Here is a 15,755-nt window from a genome sequence, read left to right as displayed (position 1 = left end):
TCCTAGAGTGACGCCCATCACGTCAGGTGGCCGATTTTCCCCGCCAGCCCCCTGCTATCCCTCGCACGGTTCCCTGGGAGGGCACATGACCCGTATCTCGGTGAAGGTGGACGGCACGAACTACCAGGACGAGGTCGAACCCCGTCTTCTGCTGATCCACTACCTGCGTGACCGGCTGGGCCTGACCGGCACCCCCGTGGGCTGCGACACCTCCAACTGCGGGGCCTGCACGGTCGACCTGGACGGTGCGAGCGTCAAGAGCTGCTCGGTCCTCGCCGTCCAGGCGGACGGGAGCGAAGTGACCACCGTCCAGGGCCTGACGTCGAACGGGGAGTGGACCGGCCTCCAGCGGGCCTTCCACGAGCGGCACGCACTCCAGTGCGGCTACTGCACTCCGGGCATGCTCATGGCGGCGCGGGACCTGCTGCGGGACAACCCCCACCCCACCTCCGACGAGGTGCGCCACGCCCTGGAGGGCAATCTCTGCCGCTGCACCGGCTACCAGAACATCGTGCGCGCGGTGCTCGACGCCTCCGAACAGGAGGTGCGGACATGAGCGGGACCGCGGAGCGCGAGGTCGGCCGCTCGCGCCCCCGCAAGGAGGACGCGCGCCTGCTCACCGGGCAGACCAACTGGACCGACAACATCAGCGTGGGCGGACTGCTCCATCTGGCGATCCTGCGCAGCCCCATGGCCCACGCGCACATCGACCGTGTCGACGTGACGCCAGCGCTCGAACGCCCGGGCGTCGTCGCGGCGTTCAGCGGCAGCGACCTCGCGGAGGGGATGGGATCGCTGCCCTGCGCGTGGCCGGTGACCGAGGACATCGTGCTGCCCGACCACCCGCCGATCGCCGTCGACGAGGTGCGGTACGCCGGTGACCCGGTGGCGGTCGTCGTGGCCCGCGACCGGTACGCGGCCGCCGACGCCCTCGAAGCGATCGAGGTCGACTACACGCCCCTGCCTCCCGTTCTGGACCTGGAGGCCGCGCTCGCCGAGAACTCTCCCCTGGTCCACTCCGACAAGGGCACCAACCGCAGCTACCTGTGGCCGCTGAGGACCGGCGAGGACTTCGACGCGGTGCGCCGGCGCGCCGAGGTCACCCTCAAGCGCCGCTACGTCCACCAGCGGCTCATCGCCAACGCCATGGAACCGCGCGGGGTCGTCGTCACCCCGCTTTCCGCCTCCGGCGAGTACACCCTCTACTCCTCCACCCAGATCCCGCACATCCTGCGGATCATGCTCGCCGTGGTCACCGGGGTCCCCGAGCACAAGCTGCGGGTGATCGCCCCCGACGTGGGCGGCGGCTTCGGCTCCAAGCTCCAGGTGTACGGCGAGGAGGCCATCGCCCTCACCGTCGCCCGCCGCCTCGGACGCCCGGTCAAGTGGACCGAGTCCCGCTCCGAGGGCTACCTCGCGACCCACCACGGCCGCGGCATGATCCAGGACGTCGAGATCGCCGCGAACCGCGACGGCGAACTGCTGGGCCTCAAGGCCGACCTGCTGGTCGACATGGGCGCCTACCTGATGCTGGTCACGCCGGGCATCCCGATCCTGGGCGCGTTCATGTACCCGGGGATCTACAAGATGGGCTCCTACGAGCTCAACGTCACCGGCGTCTTCACCACCAAGACCCCGACCGATGCCTACCGTGGCGCCGGGCGCCCGGAGGCGACGTACGCCATCGAACGCGTCATGGACGAGCTGGCGGTCGAACTCGACCTGGATCCGGTGGAGTTGCGGCGCCGGAACTGGATCGGGCACGAGGAGTTCCCGTACACGACGATCGCGGGTCTGACCTACGACAGCGGCAACTACGAGGCCGCGACCGAGAAGGCGCTCGCCCTGTTCGACTACGACAAGCTGCGCGCCGAACAGGCGGACCGCAACCGCCGGGGAGACTCCGTACGCCTCGGCATCGGGGTGTCGACCTACACCGAGATGTGCGGGCTCGCGCCGAGCCGGGTGCTGCGGGACCTGCGGTACGCGGCCGGCGGCTGGGAGGCGGCGAGCATCAGGGTGCTGCCCACCGGCAAGGTCGAGGTGGTCACCGGGACCAGTCCGCACGGCCAGGGCCATGTGACGTGCTGGAGTCAGATCGCCGCCGACGTCCTGGGCGTGCCGTTCGAGGACGTCCAGGTCGTGCACGGCGACACCAGGGCGGCCCCGCAGGGCATGGACACCTACGGCTCACGCTCCCTCGTGGTGGGCGGCACGGCCGTCCACCAGGCGGCGCGGAAGGTGGTGGACAAGGCCCGCAAAGTGGCCGCCCATCTGCTCGAAGCGAGCGAGCAGGACCTGGAGTTCACCGGCGGCGTCTTCTCGGTCAAGGGCTCACCCGACGCCCGCAAGACCCTCCAGGAACTCGCCTTCGAGACGTTCTCCTCGCACAACCTGCCCGACGGCATGGAACCCACCATCAACGCCGGACACGTCACCGACCCGGACGACTTCTCCTACCCGCACGGCACCCACCTGTGCGCGGTCGAGGTCGACACCGAGACGGGACGGACCCACATCCGGTCCTACGTCTGCGTCGACGACGTCGGCAAGGTCGTCAACCCGATGATCGTCGAGGGCCAGGTGCACGGCGGCCTCGCCCAGGGCATCGCGCAGGCGCTGTACGAGGAGGCGGTCTACGACGACCAGGGCAACCTCGTCTCCGGCACGATGGCCGACTACCTCGTCCCGTCCGCGCCGGACCTGCCCGAGTTCGTGACGGACCGCACCGAGACGCCGTCGACCACCAACCCCCTGGGCGTCAAGGGAGTCGGCGAGGCGGGGACGATCGCGTCCACGCCCGCCGTCGTCAACGCCGTCGTGGACGCGCTGCGCCCGCTGGGCGTGACGGAGGTACGGATGCCCTGCACCCCCGAACGGGTGTGGCGCGCCATCGAGGAGGCCTCGGCATGATCCCCCCGGCATTCGACTACGCCCGTCCCGCCGACATCGACGAGGCGGTCCGCACACTCGCCGGGGGCGGCGAGGACGCAAAGGTACTGGCCGGCGGCCAGAGCCTGCTGCCGCTGCTCAGGCTCCGCCTCGCCTTCCCCGAACTGGTCGTGGACGTCGGCCGCATCCCCGCACTGCGCGGGGTCCGCGAGGACGGCGACACCCTCGTGATCGGCGCCATGACCACCCACCACGACGTGATCCGCGACCCGCTGGTACGCCGTCACGCGGGCCTGCTCGCCGCCGCCACGGCGACCGTCGCGGATCCCGCCGTACGCCACCGGGGCACTCTCGGCGGCTCCCTGGCACACGCCGACCCGGCCGGTGACCTGCCCGCGGTGGTCCTGACGCTCGACGCCGAGCTGGTGGCGCAGGGCCCGCGCGGACGACGGACCGTCCCCGCCCGGCAGTTCTTCGTCGACTACCTCCAATCCACCCTGGAACCCGACGAGTTGCTCGTGGAGGTGCGGATACCGAAGTCCGACGGCTGGGGCTTCCACTACGAGAAGTTCCATCGGGTCGCCCAGTCCTGGGCGATGGTCGGCGTGGCCGCCCTGGTGCGGCGCGACGACGGGCACATCGCCGAGGCCCGGGTCGGACTGACCAACATGGGCACGACCCCGCTGCGCGCCACGGCGACCGAGGAGGCCCTGAGCGGCGCCGGGGACCCACAGGCGGTGGCACGGGCCGCGGAGTCGGCGGCGATCGGGACCCAGCCGTCGCAGGACATCTCGGCCTCGCCCGAGTACCGGGCGCATCTGGCGCGGGTCCTCACCAAGCGGGCGGTGCTCACCGCCGCCGGAATGGGGTGAGGGGCGATCACCGGGTTCGACGGCCCGGAACAGGTGCGGGCCCGCCTGGAGGAGACGGGATACCTCGTCGACCACGGGCTGGCCGTCGCCTGCTTCCTGGCCCTCCGGCTGGCCCGGCCGATCTTCTGCGAGGGCGACGCGGGCGTCGGCAAGACCGCGCTCGCCTCCGCCCTCGCCGAGGCGCTCGACGCCCCGCTGATCCGGCTCCAGTGCCACGAGGGCATCGAGGCCTCGCAGGCCCTGTACGACTGGGACTTCCCACGCCAGCTGCTGCACCTGCGCGCCGCCGAGGCCGCCGGGGTCAGTGACGCCGGCCGGCTGGAGAGCGAGCTGTACGACCGGCGCTTCCTGATCGCCCGGCCGCTGCTGCGCGCCCTGGAGACACAGCCGTCGGTCCTGCTGGTCGACGAGATCGACCGTGCCGACGACGAGTTCGAGGCGTTTCTGCTGGAGCTGCTCTCGGAGTACTCGGTGACCGTTCCGGAGCTGGGCACCCTGCGGGCCCAGTCGCCGCCCGTGGTCGTGCTGACCTCCAACCGCACCCGTGAGGTGCACGACGCCCTGAAGCGGCGCTGCCTCTACCACTGGTTCGACCATCCCGGGTTCGCCCGCGAACTCGCCATCGTGCGGAGGCGGTTGCCCGGGGTGTCGGCGCGGCTGGCGGAGCAGGTGACCGCGCTGGCGCAGGTCCTGCGCGCGCAGGACCTGCTCAAGCCGCCCGGCGTGGCCGAGACCATCGACTGGGCCGAGGCCCTGGACGCCCTGGGCGCGAGCGAGGTGGACGCGGAGCTGGCGGTGACAACGCTGGGGTCGGTGCTGAAATACCGGGAGGACGTGGAGCGGGCGCGGGGGTTGGATTTCGCGGCGGTACTCGGTGCTTCGGTGGAAGAGCAGTGAGGGGTCGTCGGTCGTCTGCGGCATCGTCGTGGCTGGTCGCGCCCCGCGGCGAAGCCGCACATGGACACAGCCCCGCGCCCCTTGGGGGCGACGCCGTACTGGTCGGTTTCGCACGGGCCCTGCGTTCGGCAGGCGTCGACGCCGGCGCCGACCGGCTGCACGCCTTTCTGCGGGCCGTTGACGAGTTGGGTCCCGCGCCGCGGGCCGACGTGTACTGGGCGGGACGGCTGACGCTGTGCGGGGACCGGGACGACCTGGAGCGCTACGAGCGCGCGTTCGCCGCGTACTTCGGTACCGGGGCACGGACGGGACGTGCGACGCCCGTACCTCCACCGTCCCGGCTGCGGCTGGTCGTACGGGACGCCGCCGAGCGCCGTACGACATCGGCCGGCGACGACGAAGGACCGCCCACCGCCTCCCTCGCCAGCCCCACCGAGGTCCTGCGCCACCGCGACATCGCCGAGCTGGCCGCCGCCGATCGCGCGCAACTGCGCCGCCTGCTGGCCGCGTTCACCCTGCACGGCGCGTCCCGGCGCAGTGCGCGGCGGCGGCCCGCGAGGCGCGGGGAGGTCGATCCGCACCGGACGGTGCGGGAGCTGCTGCGCCGCGGCGGAGAGCCCGGGCGGCTGCGGCGGCACGCGCGGACCGAGCGGCCGCGGCGGGTCGTGCTGCTGGTGGACGTCAGCGGCTCCATGGCGCCGTACGCCGACGCGCTGCTGCGGTTCGCGCACGCGGCCGTCCGGGGTCCGCGCACCGAGGTGTTCACGATCGGCACCCGGCTGACCCGGGTGACCCGCGAACTCTCCCACCGCGACCCAGACCTAGCGATGAGGGCGGTCGCGGCGGCTGTGCGCGACTGGCGCGGGGGTACCCGGCTGGGGGTGCTGCTGCGCGAGTTCCTGAACCGCTGGGGGCAGCGCGGGATGGCACGCGGGGCGGTCGTGGTGGTGCTGTCGGACGGCTGGGAGCGTGGCGATCCGGAGGTGCTGGCGGCACAGATGCGACGCTTGCGGCGGCTGGCCCACCGGGTGATCTGGGCCAATCCGCGCAGGGCACGCCCCGGGTACGCGCCCCTGGCGGCCGGTATGGCGGCGGCGCTGCCGAGCGTGGACGCGTTCGTCGACGGGCACAGCCTGGCCGCGCTGGAGAGCCTGGCGGCGGTGGTGAGAGGAGCGGATCGTGCGTGAGATTCTCCCGGCGCTGAGCGCCTGGTACGCGGCGGGAGTGCCGTTCGGCCTGGCGACCGTGGTCGCCGTGAGCCGCAGCGCGCCGCGCGACCCCGGTGCGGCGATGGCCGTGGGGCCCGGGGACGAGGTCGTCGGCAGTGTGTCCGGCGGCTGTGTGGAAGGAGCGGTGTTCGAGCTCGCGCAGGAGGTGGTGGAGAGCGGCGAGGCGCGGTTGCAGACCTTCGGGTACAGCGACGAGGACGCGTTCGCGGTGGGGCTGACCTGCGGCGGGGAGATCACCCTGCTGGTGCGTCCCGTCTCCCCGGCCACCGACCCGGTCTTCGGCGAGGTCGCCGAGTCGGTGGCGGCGGGCCGCCCGGTGACCGTGGCGACGGTGACCGACGGACCGGCGCCGCGCGGGGCGAGCCTCGCGGTGTGGCCGGACCGGGTCGCGGGGAGCCTCGGCACCGACGGTCTGGACGTGGCGGTCACCGCCGACGCGCGCGGCGAACTCGCCCTGGGAGCAACGGGGTTGCGTCATTACGGCCCGCGCGGCGAGCGCCGCGAGGACGCGGTCACCGTCTTCCTGCACTCCTTCGCGCCGCCCCCGCGCATGCTGGTCTTCGGCGCGATCGACTACGCCGCCTCGGTCGCCCGTATCGGTGACTTCCTCGGCTACCGGGTCACCGTGTGCGACGCCCGCCCGGTCTTCGCCACCCCCAAACGCTTCCCGCAGGGCGTGGAAGTGGTCGTGGACTGGCCGCACCGCTATCTCCGGGACACGGACACCGACGCGCGCACGGTGATCTGCGTCCTCACCCACGACCCCAAGTTCGACGTCCCGCTCCTGGAGGAGGCGCTGCGCCGGCCCGCCGCCTACATCGGGGCGATGGGCAGCCGCCGTACGCACGACGACCGGATGAAGCGGCTGGTCGAGGCCGGGCTCACGGACCGTGAACTGGCCCGCCTCCGCTCCCCGGTCGGGCTCGACCTCGGCGCCCGCACACCGGAGGAGGTGGCCGTGTCCGTCGCCGCCGAGATCGTCGCACTGAGGTGGGGCGGCACGGGAGCCCCGCTGACCGCGACCGCGGGAGCCATCCATCCCCATTGACGCCCCATTGACGGAGGAAGTCATGGAACTGCACCACGAATTCACCGTGCCCGTCCCGGTCGAGGAGGCCTGGCGGGCGCTCCTGGACATCGAGCGCGTCGCGCCGTGCATGCCGGGGGCGACCGTGCAGGACTACGACGGCAAGACGGTGAACGGCTCGGTGAAGGTCAAGGTCGGCCCGATCACGGTGACGTACCAGGGGACCGCCGTCTTCGAGGAACAGGACGAGGACGCCCGTCGCATCGTCCTCGTCGCGAGCGGCCGCGAGACCCGCGGCCAGGGCACCGCCCGCGCGACCGTCACCGGCACGCTCACGGAACAGGACGGCGGTACGGCCGTGTCGGTGCGCACCGATCTGACGGTCACCGGGCGTCCGGCGCAGTTCGGACGCGGGGTGATGGCGGAGGTGGGCGACCGGATCATCGGCCGGTTCGCACAGAACCTGGCCGAGCGACTGGGCGACGAGCCGCAGGAGACACCGCCGGTGGTGGACGAGCCACTGGACCTGTTCCGCACGGCCGGGGTGCCGGTCGCCAAGCGCGCGGCGGCCGCCGCCGCCGTGGTGGTCGCGCTGGTGGTGGTGCTACGGCGGTGGCGGCGCCGCTAGGCCCGGTCCCGGCGGTGGTCCGCGATCACCTGCTCCAGGTGGCCGAGGGCCCTGGTGACGCGGGCCGGGTCCTGCTGGAAGTACGGGTCGTCGGGCACCGGGAGCGAGCCCGCGACGGCCCAGCCGCGCGCGCGGGCCCACGTGGCGTCATCGGCGCCGACCGCCTCACGGAAGGCGTCCCGGGCCCGCGGGGGCAGGAAGTTGTAGGCGGGCAGCAGGTCGACCGCCGGGTCGGCGACGGCCAGTGTCCCGAAGTCGATCACCGCACTGAGCCTGCCGCCCCGGCTCAGCAGATTGCCGGTCGCGAGGTCGCCGTGGATCCACACCGGCTCCTTCTCCCAGGTAGGCGCCGCGAGAGCCGCCTCCCACACCCGCGTCACCGCGTCCACGTCGACGAGCCCCGTGCCGCGCAGGGCCTCGAGCTTGGGCCGCACCCGTGCCTCGGCGGCGATCGAGTCACGCGGATCGCCCAGGGGCACTCCGCGGAAGGCGTTGCTCCGCTCGGGGCCGGGTCCGCCCGTCGGGTCGATGTCCTGGAGAGCGTTGATGAACCCGGCGAGGTCGAGGGCGGCCCGGACCGGGTCGGTCAGTCCCTCGGTGGTCACGGTCTCGCCGTCCAGCCAGCGGTACACCGACCACGGGTACGGGTAGTCCTCACCGGGCGCGCCCATCGCGAGCGGTTGGGACACGGCCAGCGGCAGCCGCGGGGCCAGCCGCGGCAGCCAGCGGTGCTCGCGGTGCACCTGGCCCGCCCAGTGTGCGTATCGGGGCAGCCGTACCGACAGGTCGTCGCCGAGCCGGAAGGTCGCGTTGTCCATGCCGGACTGCTGAACCGGGGCGAGGGGGAGGTCGGCCCATTGCGGGAACTGGGTGGTGAGCAGACGGCGTACGAGCGTGGTGTCGATCGGCACGCCGTCCATCTCAGCCGGGCGGCGCCTCCGGCGTCCAACGAATTAGGGAGTCGGGACCGGCGCCGGCGGGTGGCCGCTGCCTTCTCAGGCCGTCCGCGGCGGCAGTTCGTGCAGTCGTACGTCCATGAGCCGGCCGTCGTCGACGGTCGCCGTCATGTACGTGCAGTGCGGCTGACGGCGGCGGTCCGTCGGGGAGCCCGGGTTGAGCAGGCGCAGGCCGGTGGGAGCGGTGGTGTCCCAGGGGATGTGGCTGTGCCCGAAGACGAGCACGTCGAGGTCGGGGAAGCGCGCGGCACAGCGTGCCTCGCGGCCCTGGGCGGGACCGGTCTCGTGGACCACCCCCCAGCGCAGACCGCCGAGTTCGGCGTACGCGACCTCCGGCAGCCGGGCGCGCAACTGCGGTCCGTCGTTGTTGCCGTACACCCCGACCAGGCGCCCGCTGAGGCGCTCCAGCAGATCGAGGGTCGCGGTGTCGACCCAGTCGCCGGCGTGCAACACGACGTCGGCGCGCGGGAGTTCGGCCAGCAGGGGGGCCGGCAGCACCTTCGCCCGCTTCGGGAGATGCGTGTCGGACATGAGGAGCAGACGCACGCGGTCAGACTATCGGTGGGAGATCGTCAACGTTCACCTGATCGGTATGCGATCTGGGCGGTGGCCGAAGCGAGAACCGTGGTGTCGTCGGGTTAGCATCTGGCCACAAGCACCGCACCATGACAGAAACGACAAGCGACCCAAGGGGGACCGAGCCTCATGCCGGTCAAGGTCAGCGTCGTCGTCCCCGTGTACAACCCCGGGGTGTACATCGAGGACTGCATCGCATCTCTGAAGAGGCAGTCGCTGCCTCCCGACGAGTTCGAAGTGGTCTTCGTCGACGACGGTTCCACCGACGGAACACCAGCCCGGCTCGATGAGCTCGCTGCCGAGGATGCCCGCGTACATGTCATCCACCAGGAGAACTCCGGGTGGTCGGGCAAGCCACGCAATGTGGGGATCGAGGCGTCCCGGGGCGAGTACGTCATGTTCGTCGACAACGACGACTACCTCGGCGACGAGGCCCTCGAGCGGATGTACGACTACGGCGTGGCCAACGGCGCCGATGTGATCGTGGGGAAGATGGCCGGCAAGGGACGTCCCGTCCCCGTCGAGCTGTTCCGCCGCAACCACCCGCGCGCGTCCGTCGAGAACGCTCCGCTCATCGACAGCCTCACCCCGCACAAGATGTTCCGCCGGGCCTTCCTCGACGACATCGGACTGCGCTTCCCCGAGGGCCGGCGGCGCCTCGAGGACCACGTGTTCATCGCCGAGGCGTATCTGCGCGCTGACAACGTCTCCGTGCTCAGTGACTACGTGTGCTACTACCACGTGCGCCGCGACGACGCCTCCAACGCCGGTTTCCAGCAGTTCGAACCGGCGGGGTACTTCAAGAACCTGCGCGAGGCCCTCGACGTCGTCGAGACGTACACCAAGCCGGGAGACCTGCGGGACCGTCTCTTCCGCCGCTGGCTGCGCAACGAGATGGTCGAGCGGATGCGCGGCAAGCGCCTGCTGGCGGTGCCCGAGGACTACCGCCGCGCTCTGTTCACGGAGATCCACGCCACGGTCACCGAGCGCTTCGGTCCCGGCGTCGCGGCGGGGCTCCCGCCGACCCAGCGGGTCGTGGCCGAACTGATCGCCGCGGACCGCTACGCCGATGTCGTCGCCTTCGCCGAGTGGGAGGCCGGCATCGCCCTGCGGGCCGTCCCGGAGGGCGTCGAGTGGCAGGACGGCACGCTGCGGGTCGCCCTGCGCACCGAGTTCACCTCGGGCGGCGAGCCGATGCTCTTCCCCGCCCAGGGCGTCCCCGCCACGGGCGGTCCGCCGCTGGACGCCACCGAGGCCATCGCGTGGGTGTCCGCCGACTCCGTCGCGCGTTTCGGCACGGCGAGCGGCGACCTGCTGCTGCGCGAGCGCGCCAGCGCCGCGCAGCACTTCCAGTCGGTGCAGGTCACCCGGGAGACGGTGCCGGAAGGCGACGGCGACCAGGTGCGGCTGGTGCTGAGGGTGACGGCCACGGTCGACCCGGCCACCGCGGCGGGCGGCGCGCCCCCGGCCGGCGGCCTGTGGGACGCCTTCGTCCGCGTCCGCCTCGGCGGCTGGACCAAGGAGTGCCGGCTGGGCCCCGCCCCGGCGCACGACCGGCCCGCACCGCAGGCGGCCCTCGCGGGCGGCCGCACGGTCCTGCCGTACTGGACCAACCCGCACGGCAACCTCGCCCTCGCCGTGGACCGCGCGCCCGAACGGCTCGGCCTGGACCAGGCCACGCCCGGAACCGTCACCGTTTCCGACGACCACATCCAGGTACCGCTGCCGCTGCACGTGTCCGGTGAGCGCAAGGTCGTGCTGCGGCTCGGCTCCGGGAGCATCGTGGACGTGCCCGGCACCCTCTCCCCCGCCGCGGACGGTTCGGGATCGGTGCTGGAGGCCGAGCTGCCCCTCGCCGAACTCAGGGCCTCCACCTGGCGGGTCGCGCTGAGTCCCGTCCCGGAGGCGGCCGAACCGCGTTTCCTCGTCCTGCCGTTCGCCCTGCGCGTCACCGGCGAGACGGTCCGCGCGGTGCGCGCGCCCAACCCCGGTGGCCTGGAGCGGCTGGCCCGCCGGGTCCGCCGCAAGCTCGGCAGGGTGCTGCGCGGTGCGACATCCCGGATCAAGAACGGCAGGAGGTAGCGGCGTGCGACCGCTGGGCATAGAGGGCGCCTGGGTACTGGAGCCCAAGGTCTTCCCGGACGAGCGGGGCAGTTTCCACGAGTGGTACCGCGGCGAGGAGTTCCGCGAGGCCACCGGGTACGACCTGTCGCTGGCGCAGGCGAACTGCTCGGTCTCCAAGCGGGGTGTGCTGCGCGGAGTTCACTTCGCGGACGTGCCGCCCGGTCAGGCCAAGTACGTCACCTGCGTACGCGGCGCCGTCCTGGACGTGGTGGTGGACATCCGCGTCGGCTCGCCCGCCTTCGGCAGCTGGGAGGCGGTGCGGCTCGACGACGACACGCGGCACGCCGTGTTCCTCGCGGAGGGGCTCGGGCACGCGTTCATGGCACTGACCGACGACGCCACCGTGGTGTACCTGTGCTCGACGGGATATGCGCCGGGGCGTGAGCACGGGGTGCACCCGCTGGATCCGCAGCTGGCCATCGCCTGGCCCGAGGGGATCACGCCGGTGCTGTCGGACAAGGACGACCAGGCGCCGTCGCTGGCCGAGGCGGAGCGGTCCGGACTGCTTCCGTCGTACGAGGAGTGCTCCGCCTACTACGAGCGGCTGCGCGCCGGGCGGCCCGGCGACTGACTGACGGCGCTTCGCCGAGGCGTGACAGCAGTGGACCCCGTCCTTCGATCCGAAGGACGGGGTCCACTGCTGTCACGCAAGGGGCACGGCCCCGCGTCCTACGACGTCTTCGTCGCCTTGGGAGCGGCGGGGGTGCCGTAGCGGGCCTTGAGGGCCTGGCGCTTGTTGCTGCCCTCCGCGTTCACGCCCTTCTCGATGATCACGAGGTTGTGGAAGAAGTGCACGCCCACGATGTTGCGGTCGGTGTAGGTGGGCTTGTAGTCCTCGTCCACGAACTCCTCGTAGTTCAGCCCGTCCGTCAGCCGCTTGAGCAGGCCCATGCTGGTGTCCGGGGAGTCGAGGTCCTCGCTGCCCATCCACTCGGGCCAGTAGGAGCTCTGGGTGTCCTCGACCACGTAGATGCCGCCCTCGGCGAGCAGCGGGAACAGGGTCTTGAACGTGGTGATGACATGCGGGCTGCGGTGGCTGCCGTCATCGATGATGACGTCGAGCTTGCCGATCTTCCCGGCGATGGACAGCAGCGAGTCGGGGTCGGACTGGTCGCCGATGTAGGTCGTGATCCGGTCCTCGTCGACGAACGACTTGTCCTGGATGTCCACGCCGTGGATCTGCGCGTTGGGGAAGAAGGCCTTCCACATCCGCAGCGACGCACCGCCCTGACCGGCCCGGGCGTAGCCGCCGATGCCGATCTCCAGGAGGTTGAACTCCTTGTTCTTCAGGTGCTGGAGGTAGCGCTGGTAGTGCTTCGCGTACTTGTGGGCGCCCCACTTGTCGGTCTTGTAGTGCGCGGCCAGCTTGCACAGGTCGTCGGAGATCGCGGCGACACCCGTGAGGGCCTTCGGCTTGGGCTTCGGCTGGGGGCCGACCGTCCGCTGCTTGACCTTGCGCAGCGTCTCCCAGCCACGCTCACCGACGACGGGTTTGACGGCCTTCTTCACGGCCGACTTGATCGACATGCTCCGGAATCTCCCTCTGTGATGGTCACGCCAGGGACGGAAAGGCCGCTGCCAGCGCCTCCCGCCAGTCTCGGATGGGGGTGAGGCCGACCTGCTCCCAGCGCGCATGACCCAGCGCGCTGTACGCGGGGCGGGGTGCGGGCCTCGGGTAGGCGGCACTGCCCACCGGCCGCACCCGGCCGGGGTCGGCACCGAGGTGCCGGAACACCTCTTGGGCCAGTCCGTACCAGGTGGTCTCGCCGGAGCTGGTGGCGTGGAAGACACCGCTCGCGCCCTGGCCGATGCGGGGGCCGAGGTCGGCGATGCGGGTCGCCACGTCCGCGCTCCACGTGGGCTGCCCGCGCTGGTCGTCGACGACGTCGACGGTGTCGCGGGAGGCCTCCAGCGCGATCATGGTGCTGACGAAGTTGCGGCCGTGGGCGCCGTAGAGCCAGGCGGTGCGCAGCACGGCGCCGGACTCGGGAAGCTCCTCCAGCACGGCCTGTTCCCCGGCCAGTTTGGTGCGGCCGTAGGCGGTGCGCGGAGCGGTCGGGTGGTCCTCGGGGTACGGGGCGCTGCGGGCGTCGCCGGCGAAGACGTAGTCGGTGGAGACGTGGACCAGGCGCGCTCCCCGGGCGGCGCAGGCGCGGGCGAGGTTCCGCGGCCCGTCGCCGTTGATCAGCAGCGCCTGCTTCTCGTCGGTCTCGGCGTCGTCGACGGCGGTGTAGGCGGCGCAGTTGACCACGAGGTCGGGGCGCTGCCCGGCGAGGACGGCGTCGACGGCGTCGGGGTCGGTGATGTCGAGCCCGGCGTGGTCCAGGGCCGTCACCTGCTCGCCGCGGCGCGTCAGTTCGGCGACCGTGTCCTGGCCGAGCATTCCGCCGGCCCCGGTGACCAGCCACTTCATACGTGCTCCTGGGCGACGCGCCGCTTCAGCGGCTCCCACCAGGAACGGTTCTCCCGGTACCAGGCGACGGTCTCGGCGAGGCCGGTGGCGAAGTCGTGGCGCGGCTGGTAGCCGAGCTCGGTGTGGATCTTCGTCCAGTCGACGGAGTAACGCAGGTCGTGGCCCTTGCGGTCCTCGACGTACTCGACCATGTCCCAGTCGGCGCCGCTCGCTTCGAGGAGCAGTCCGGTCAGTTCCTTGTTGCTGAGTTCGGTGCCGCCGCCGATGTTGTAGACCTCGCCCGCCCGGCCCCCGGTGCGCACCAGGTCGACGCCCTGACAGTGGTCGTCGACGTGCAGCCAGTCGCGGACGTTGCGGCCGTCGCCGTAGAGCGGGACCTTCAGGCCGTCGAGAAGGTTGGTGATGAAGAGCGGGATGACCTTCTCGGGGAACTGGTGGTGCCCGTAGTTGTTGGAGCAGCGGGTGACCCGGACGTCCATGCCGTGGGTGCGGTGGTAGGCCAGGGCGAGCAGGTCGGAGGAGGCCTTGGAGGCCGAGTACGGCGAGTTGGGCTGCAGCGGGTGGGTCTCGGGCCAGGAGCCGTGCTCGATGGAGCCGTAGACCTCGTCGGTGGAGACGTGCACGAACGGGCCGGTGCCGTGCCGCAGGGCCGCGTCCAGCAGGGTCTGGGTGCCGACCACGTTGGTCATCACGAAGTCGGTCGCCCCGGCGATCGAGCGGTCCACATGGGACTCCGCCGCGAAGTGCACGACCTGGTCCGCGTCGGCCATGAGCTTGTCGACCAGCTCGGCGTCACGGATGTCGCCCTGGACGAACTCCAGCCGCGGATGGTCGAGTTCGAGGTTGTCCAGGGTGCCCGCGTAGGTCAGCTTGTCCAGCACGGTGATCCGCGGCGCGTCGGGGGTCTCCGAGGCGAGGAGTCTGCGCACGTACTGGGAGCCGATGAAGCCGGCGGCGCCGGTGACGAGGAGATTCATGAATGGATCTGCACCTTGCTGTGGTCTCCGAGCACGAGGCGGTGGACAGTGGGCATACCGACCGTCGGGGTCACCTCGACATGACGGCCGATGAGGGAGGACTCTATACGCCCGACGCCCTGGATCGAGGAGTCCCGCAACACGATCGAGAACTCCAACTCACTGTCCTGGATCCGGCAGTTCTCGGAGACCGAGGTGAAGGGGCCCACGTAGGAGTCGATGACGACCGTCCCGGCGCCGATGATCACGGGTCCGACGACACGGGAGCCGGTGACCCGCGCGCCCTCCTCGACGACCACCCTGCCGACGAGCTCGGAGCGTTCGTCGACCTCGCCGTCGACGCGGTGCTCGATGGTCTCCAGGACCGTCCGGTTCACCTCCAGCATGTCGACGACGTTGCCGGTGTCCTTCCAGTAGCCCTTGATGACCGTGGAGTGGACGTCGGCGTGGAGGTCGATGAGGTGCTGGATGGCGTGGGTGATCTCCAACTCGCCGCGCCAGGAGGGTTCGATGGCGCGGACCGCCTCGTGGATCGCGGGCGTGAAGAGGTAGACGCCGACCAGGGCGAGGTCGCTCTTGGGGCTTTCGGGCTTCTCCTCCAGGCCGATCACCTGACCCGCGGAGTCGAGTTCGGCGACGCCGAAGGAGCGCGGGTCGGGCACATGGGTGAGGAGGATCTGGGCGGCGGGCCGGTTGACGCGGAACTCGTCGACCAGTTCGGAGATGCCGCCGACGATGAAGTTGTCGCCGAGGTACATCACGAAATCGTCGTCACCGAGGAAGTCCCGTGCGATCAGCACCGCGTGGGCCAGCCCGAGCGGGCGGTCCTGGGGGATGTAGGTGATCTCCAGGCCGAACTTCGAGCCGTCTCCGACGGCTTCCTCGATCTCCTCGGCGGTGTCGCCGACGATCACCCCGACTTCGGTGATCCCGGCGTCCGCGATCGACTCCAGGCCGTAGAAGAGGACGGGTTTGTTGGCCACGGGAACGAGTTGCTTGGCCGATGTGTGGGTGATCGGCCGCAATCGCGTACCGGCGCCACCAGACAGGACAAGAGCCTTCATATTGGTTCACCTTAGTCTGGTTCGCCGGTAACGGACCGTTCGCCTATGGCTTGCGTGTGCGGAAAGCCCGTGGTGACACGGGTGTATTCGATCAACTCGC

The 15,755-nt window shown here is 71.3% G+C and carries 15 protein-coding genes; 9 read left to right on the top strand and 6 right to left on the bottom strand.

All coding sequences use genetic code 11. The annotated features are described in order from the left end of the window. Positions 1 to 85 precede the first annotated feature (85 nt). Genes OG381_RS41785 through OG381_RS41755 form a run of 7 tightly spaced genes read left to right on the top strand, consistent with a single transcriptional unit; the run spans position 86 to position 7,545 of the window. On the top strand, positions 86 to 556 hold the full coding sequence (locus OG381_RS41785; protein ID WP_046262629.1) for a (2Fe-2S)-binding protein: 471 nt from the start codon (positions 86 to 88) through the stop codon (positions 554 to 556). Beyond that, positions 553 to 2,913 carry a xanthine dehydrogenase family protein molybdopterin-binding subunit gene (locus OG381_RS41780; RefSeq protein WP_327721176.1) on the top strand — a complete coding sequence of 787 codons (2,361 nt, stop codon included), beginning with the start codon at positions 553 to 555 and terminating at the stop codon, positions 2,911 to 2,913. Before OG381_RS41785 ends, OG381_RS41780 begins: the two co-directional genes overlap by 4 nt. Then, the gene (locus OG381_RS41775) at positions 2,910 to 3,764 is read left to right on the top strand and encodes an FAD binding domain-containing protein (protein ID WP_327721175.1); all 855 of its coding nucleotides are present in this window, start codon (positions 2,910 to 2,912) and stop codon (positions 3,762 to 3,764) included. Before OG381_RS41780 ends, OG381_RS41775 begins: the two co-directional genes overlap by 4 nt. 6 nt (positions 3,765 to 3,770) lie before the next feature. Further along, positions 3,771 to 4,661, top strand: a complete 891-nt coding sequence (locus OG381_RS41770; protein WP_327722697.1) for an AAA family ATPase — start codon at positions 3,771 to 3,773, stop codon at positions 4,659 to 4,661. 32 nt (positions 4,662 to 4,693) lie between these two features. Beyond that, entirely contained in the window at positions 4,694 to 5,848 is a 1,155-nt protein-coding gene (locus tag OG381_RS41765; protein WP_327722696.1) for a vWA domain-containing protein, read from the top strand. Next, positions 5,841 to 6,938: an XdhC family protein gene (locus tag OG381_RS41760; RefSeq protein WP_327721174.1), complete on the top strand. Its 1,098-nt coding sequence runs from the start codon at positions 5,841 to 5,843 to the stop codon at positions 6,936 to 6,938. Before OG381_RS41765 ends, OG381_RS41760 begins: the two co-directional genes overlap by 8 nt. A 22-nt stretch (positions 6,939 to 6,960) precedes the next feature. Continuing rightward, the gene (locus OG381_RS41755) at positions 6,961 to 7,545 is read left to right on the top strand and encodes an SRPBCC family protein (protein WP_327721173.1); all 585 of its coding nucleotides are present in this window, start codon (positions 6,961 to 6,963) and stop codon (positions 7,543 to 7,545) included. On the opposite strand, the gene OG381_RS41750 is transcribed toward OG381_RS41755, so the two are convergent. Both OG381_RS41750 and OG381_RS41745 read right to left on the bottom strand, forming a co-directional pair. After that, positions 7,542 to 8,465 (bottom strand): aminoglycoside phosphotransferase family protein, encoded by a 924-nt coding sequence (locus OG381_RS41750; protein WP_327721172.1) that lies wholly within the window; start codon positions 8,463 to 8,465, stop codon positions 7,542 to 7,544. The two genes, OG381_RS41755 and OG381_RS41750, sit on opposite strands and share 4 nt — an antisense overlap. 75 nt (positions 8,466 to 8,540) lie before the next feature. After that, positions 8,541 to 9,047, bottom strand: coding sequence for a metallophosphoesterase family protein (locus OG381_RS41745; RefSeq protein ID WP_327721171.1), 507 nt, complete (start codon positions 9,045 to 9,047; stop codon positions 8,541 to 8,543). A gap of 159 nt (positions 9,048 to 9,206) precedes the next feature. On the opposite strand from OG381_RS41745, the gene OG381_RS41740 reads away from it, so the two are divergent. Continuing rightward, positions 9,207 to 11,159 (top strand): glycosyltransferase family 2 protein, encoded by a 1,953-nt coding sequence (locus tag OG381_RS41740; protein ID WP_327721170.1) that lies wholly within the window; start codon positions 9,207 to 9,209, stop codon positions 11,157 to 11,159. A 4-nt stretch (positions 11,160 to 11,163) separates the two neighbouring features. Beyond that, positions 11,164 to 11,772, top strand: coding sequence for a dTDP-4-dehydrorhamnose 3,5-epimerase (gene rfbC / locus OG381_RS41735; protein ID WP_327721169.1), 609 nt, complete (start codon positions 11,164 to 11,166; stop codon positions 11,770 to 11,772). A gap of 98 nt (positions 11,773 to 11,870) precedes the next feature. Here rfbC and OG381_RS41730 read toward each other — a convergent pair whose 3' ends face one another. The 4 genes from OG381_RS41730 to OG381_RS41715 are packed head-to-tail and all read right to left on the bottom strand — an operon-like array spanning position 11,871 to position 15,655. Further along, positions 11,871 to 12,728, bottom strand: a complete 858-nt coding sequence (locus OG381_RS41730) for a class I SAM-dependent methyltransferase (protein ID WP_327721168.1) — start codon at positions 12,726 to 12,728, stop codon at positions 11,871 to 11,873. A gap of 25 nt (positions 12,729 to 12,753) precedes the next feature. Next, entirely contained in the window at positions 12,754 to 13,614 is an 861-nt protein-coding gene (gene rfbD / locus OG381_RS41725) for a dTDP-4-dehydrorhamnose reductase (RefSeq protein WP_327721167.1), read from the bottom strand. Beyond that, positions 13,611 to 14,591 (bottom strand): dTDP-glucose 4,6-dehydratase, encoded by a 981-nt coding sequence (gene rfbB, locus OG381_RS41720; RefSeq protein ID WP_327721166.1) that lies wholly within the window; start codon positions 14,589 to 14,591, stop codon positions 13,611 to 13,613. The genes rfbD and rfbB overlap by 4 nt, the downstream gene beginning before the upstream one ends. Further along, complete coding sequence (locus OG381_RS41715) at positions 14,588 to 15,655, bottom strand: glucose-1-phosphate thymidylyltransferase (protein ID WP_327721165.1); 1,068 nt, start codon at positions 15,653 to 15,655, stop codon at positions 14,588 to 14,590. The genes rfbB and OG381_RS41715 overlap by 4 nt, the downstream gene beginning before the upstream one ends. Positions 15,656 to 15,755 lie beyond the last annotated feature (100 nt).

Source organism: Streptomyces sp. NBC_00490 (assembly GCF_036013645.1).
Classification (GTDB): domain Bacteria; phylum Actinomycetota; class Actinomycetes; order Streptomycetales; family Streptomycetaceae; genus Streptomyces; species Streptomyces canus_F.
Note: the sequence above shows the minus strand (reverse complement) of the source record. Positions and strands in the feature narration are given on the sequence as shown.

Coding starts and splice junctions, on each gene's coding strand:
- OG381_RS41750 (WP_327721172.1), bottom strand. CDS start 8,465: ATGGACGGCGTGCCGATCGACACCACGCTCGTACGCCGTCTGCTCACC.
- OG381_RS41740 (WP_327721170.1), top strand. CDS start 9,207: ATGCCGGTCAAGGTCAGCGTCGTCGTCCCCGTGTACAACCCCGGGGTG.
- OG381_RS41780 (WP_327721176.1), top strand. CDS start 553: ATGAGCGGGACCGCGGAGCGCGAGGTCGGCCGCTCGCGCCCCCGCAAG.
- OG381_RS41785 (WP_046262629.1), top strand. CDS start 86: ATGACCCGTATCTCGGTGAAGGTGGACGGCACGAACTACCAGGACGAG.
- OG381_RS41775 (WP_327721175.1), top strand. CDS start 2,910: ATGATCCCCCCGGCATTCGACTACGCCCGTCCCGCCGACATCGACGAG.
- OG381_RS41730 (WP_327721168.1), bottom strand. CDS start 12,728: ATGTCGATCAAGTCGGCCGTGAAGAAGGCCGTCAAACCCGTCGTCGGT.
- OG381_RS41715 (WP_327721165.1), bottom strand. CDS start 15,655: ATGAAGGCTCTTGTCCTGTCTGGTGGCGCCGGTACGCGATTGCGGCCG.
- OG381_RS41755 (WP_327721173.1), top strand. CDS start 6,961: ATGGAACTGCACCACGAATTCACCGTGCCCGTCCCGGTCGAGGAGGCC.
- rfbD (WP_327721167.1), bottom strand. CDS start 13,614: ATGAAGTGGCTGGTCACCGGGGCCGGCGGAATGCTCGGCCAGGACACG.
- rfbB (WP_327721166.1), bottom strand. CDS start 14,591: ATGAATCTCCTCGTCACCGGCGCCGCCGGCTTCATCGGCTCCCAGTAC.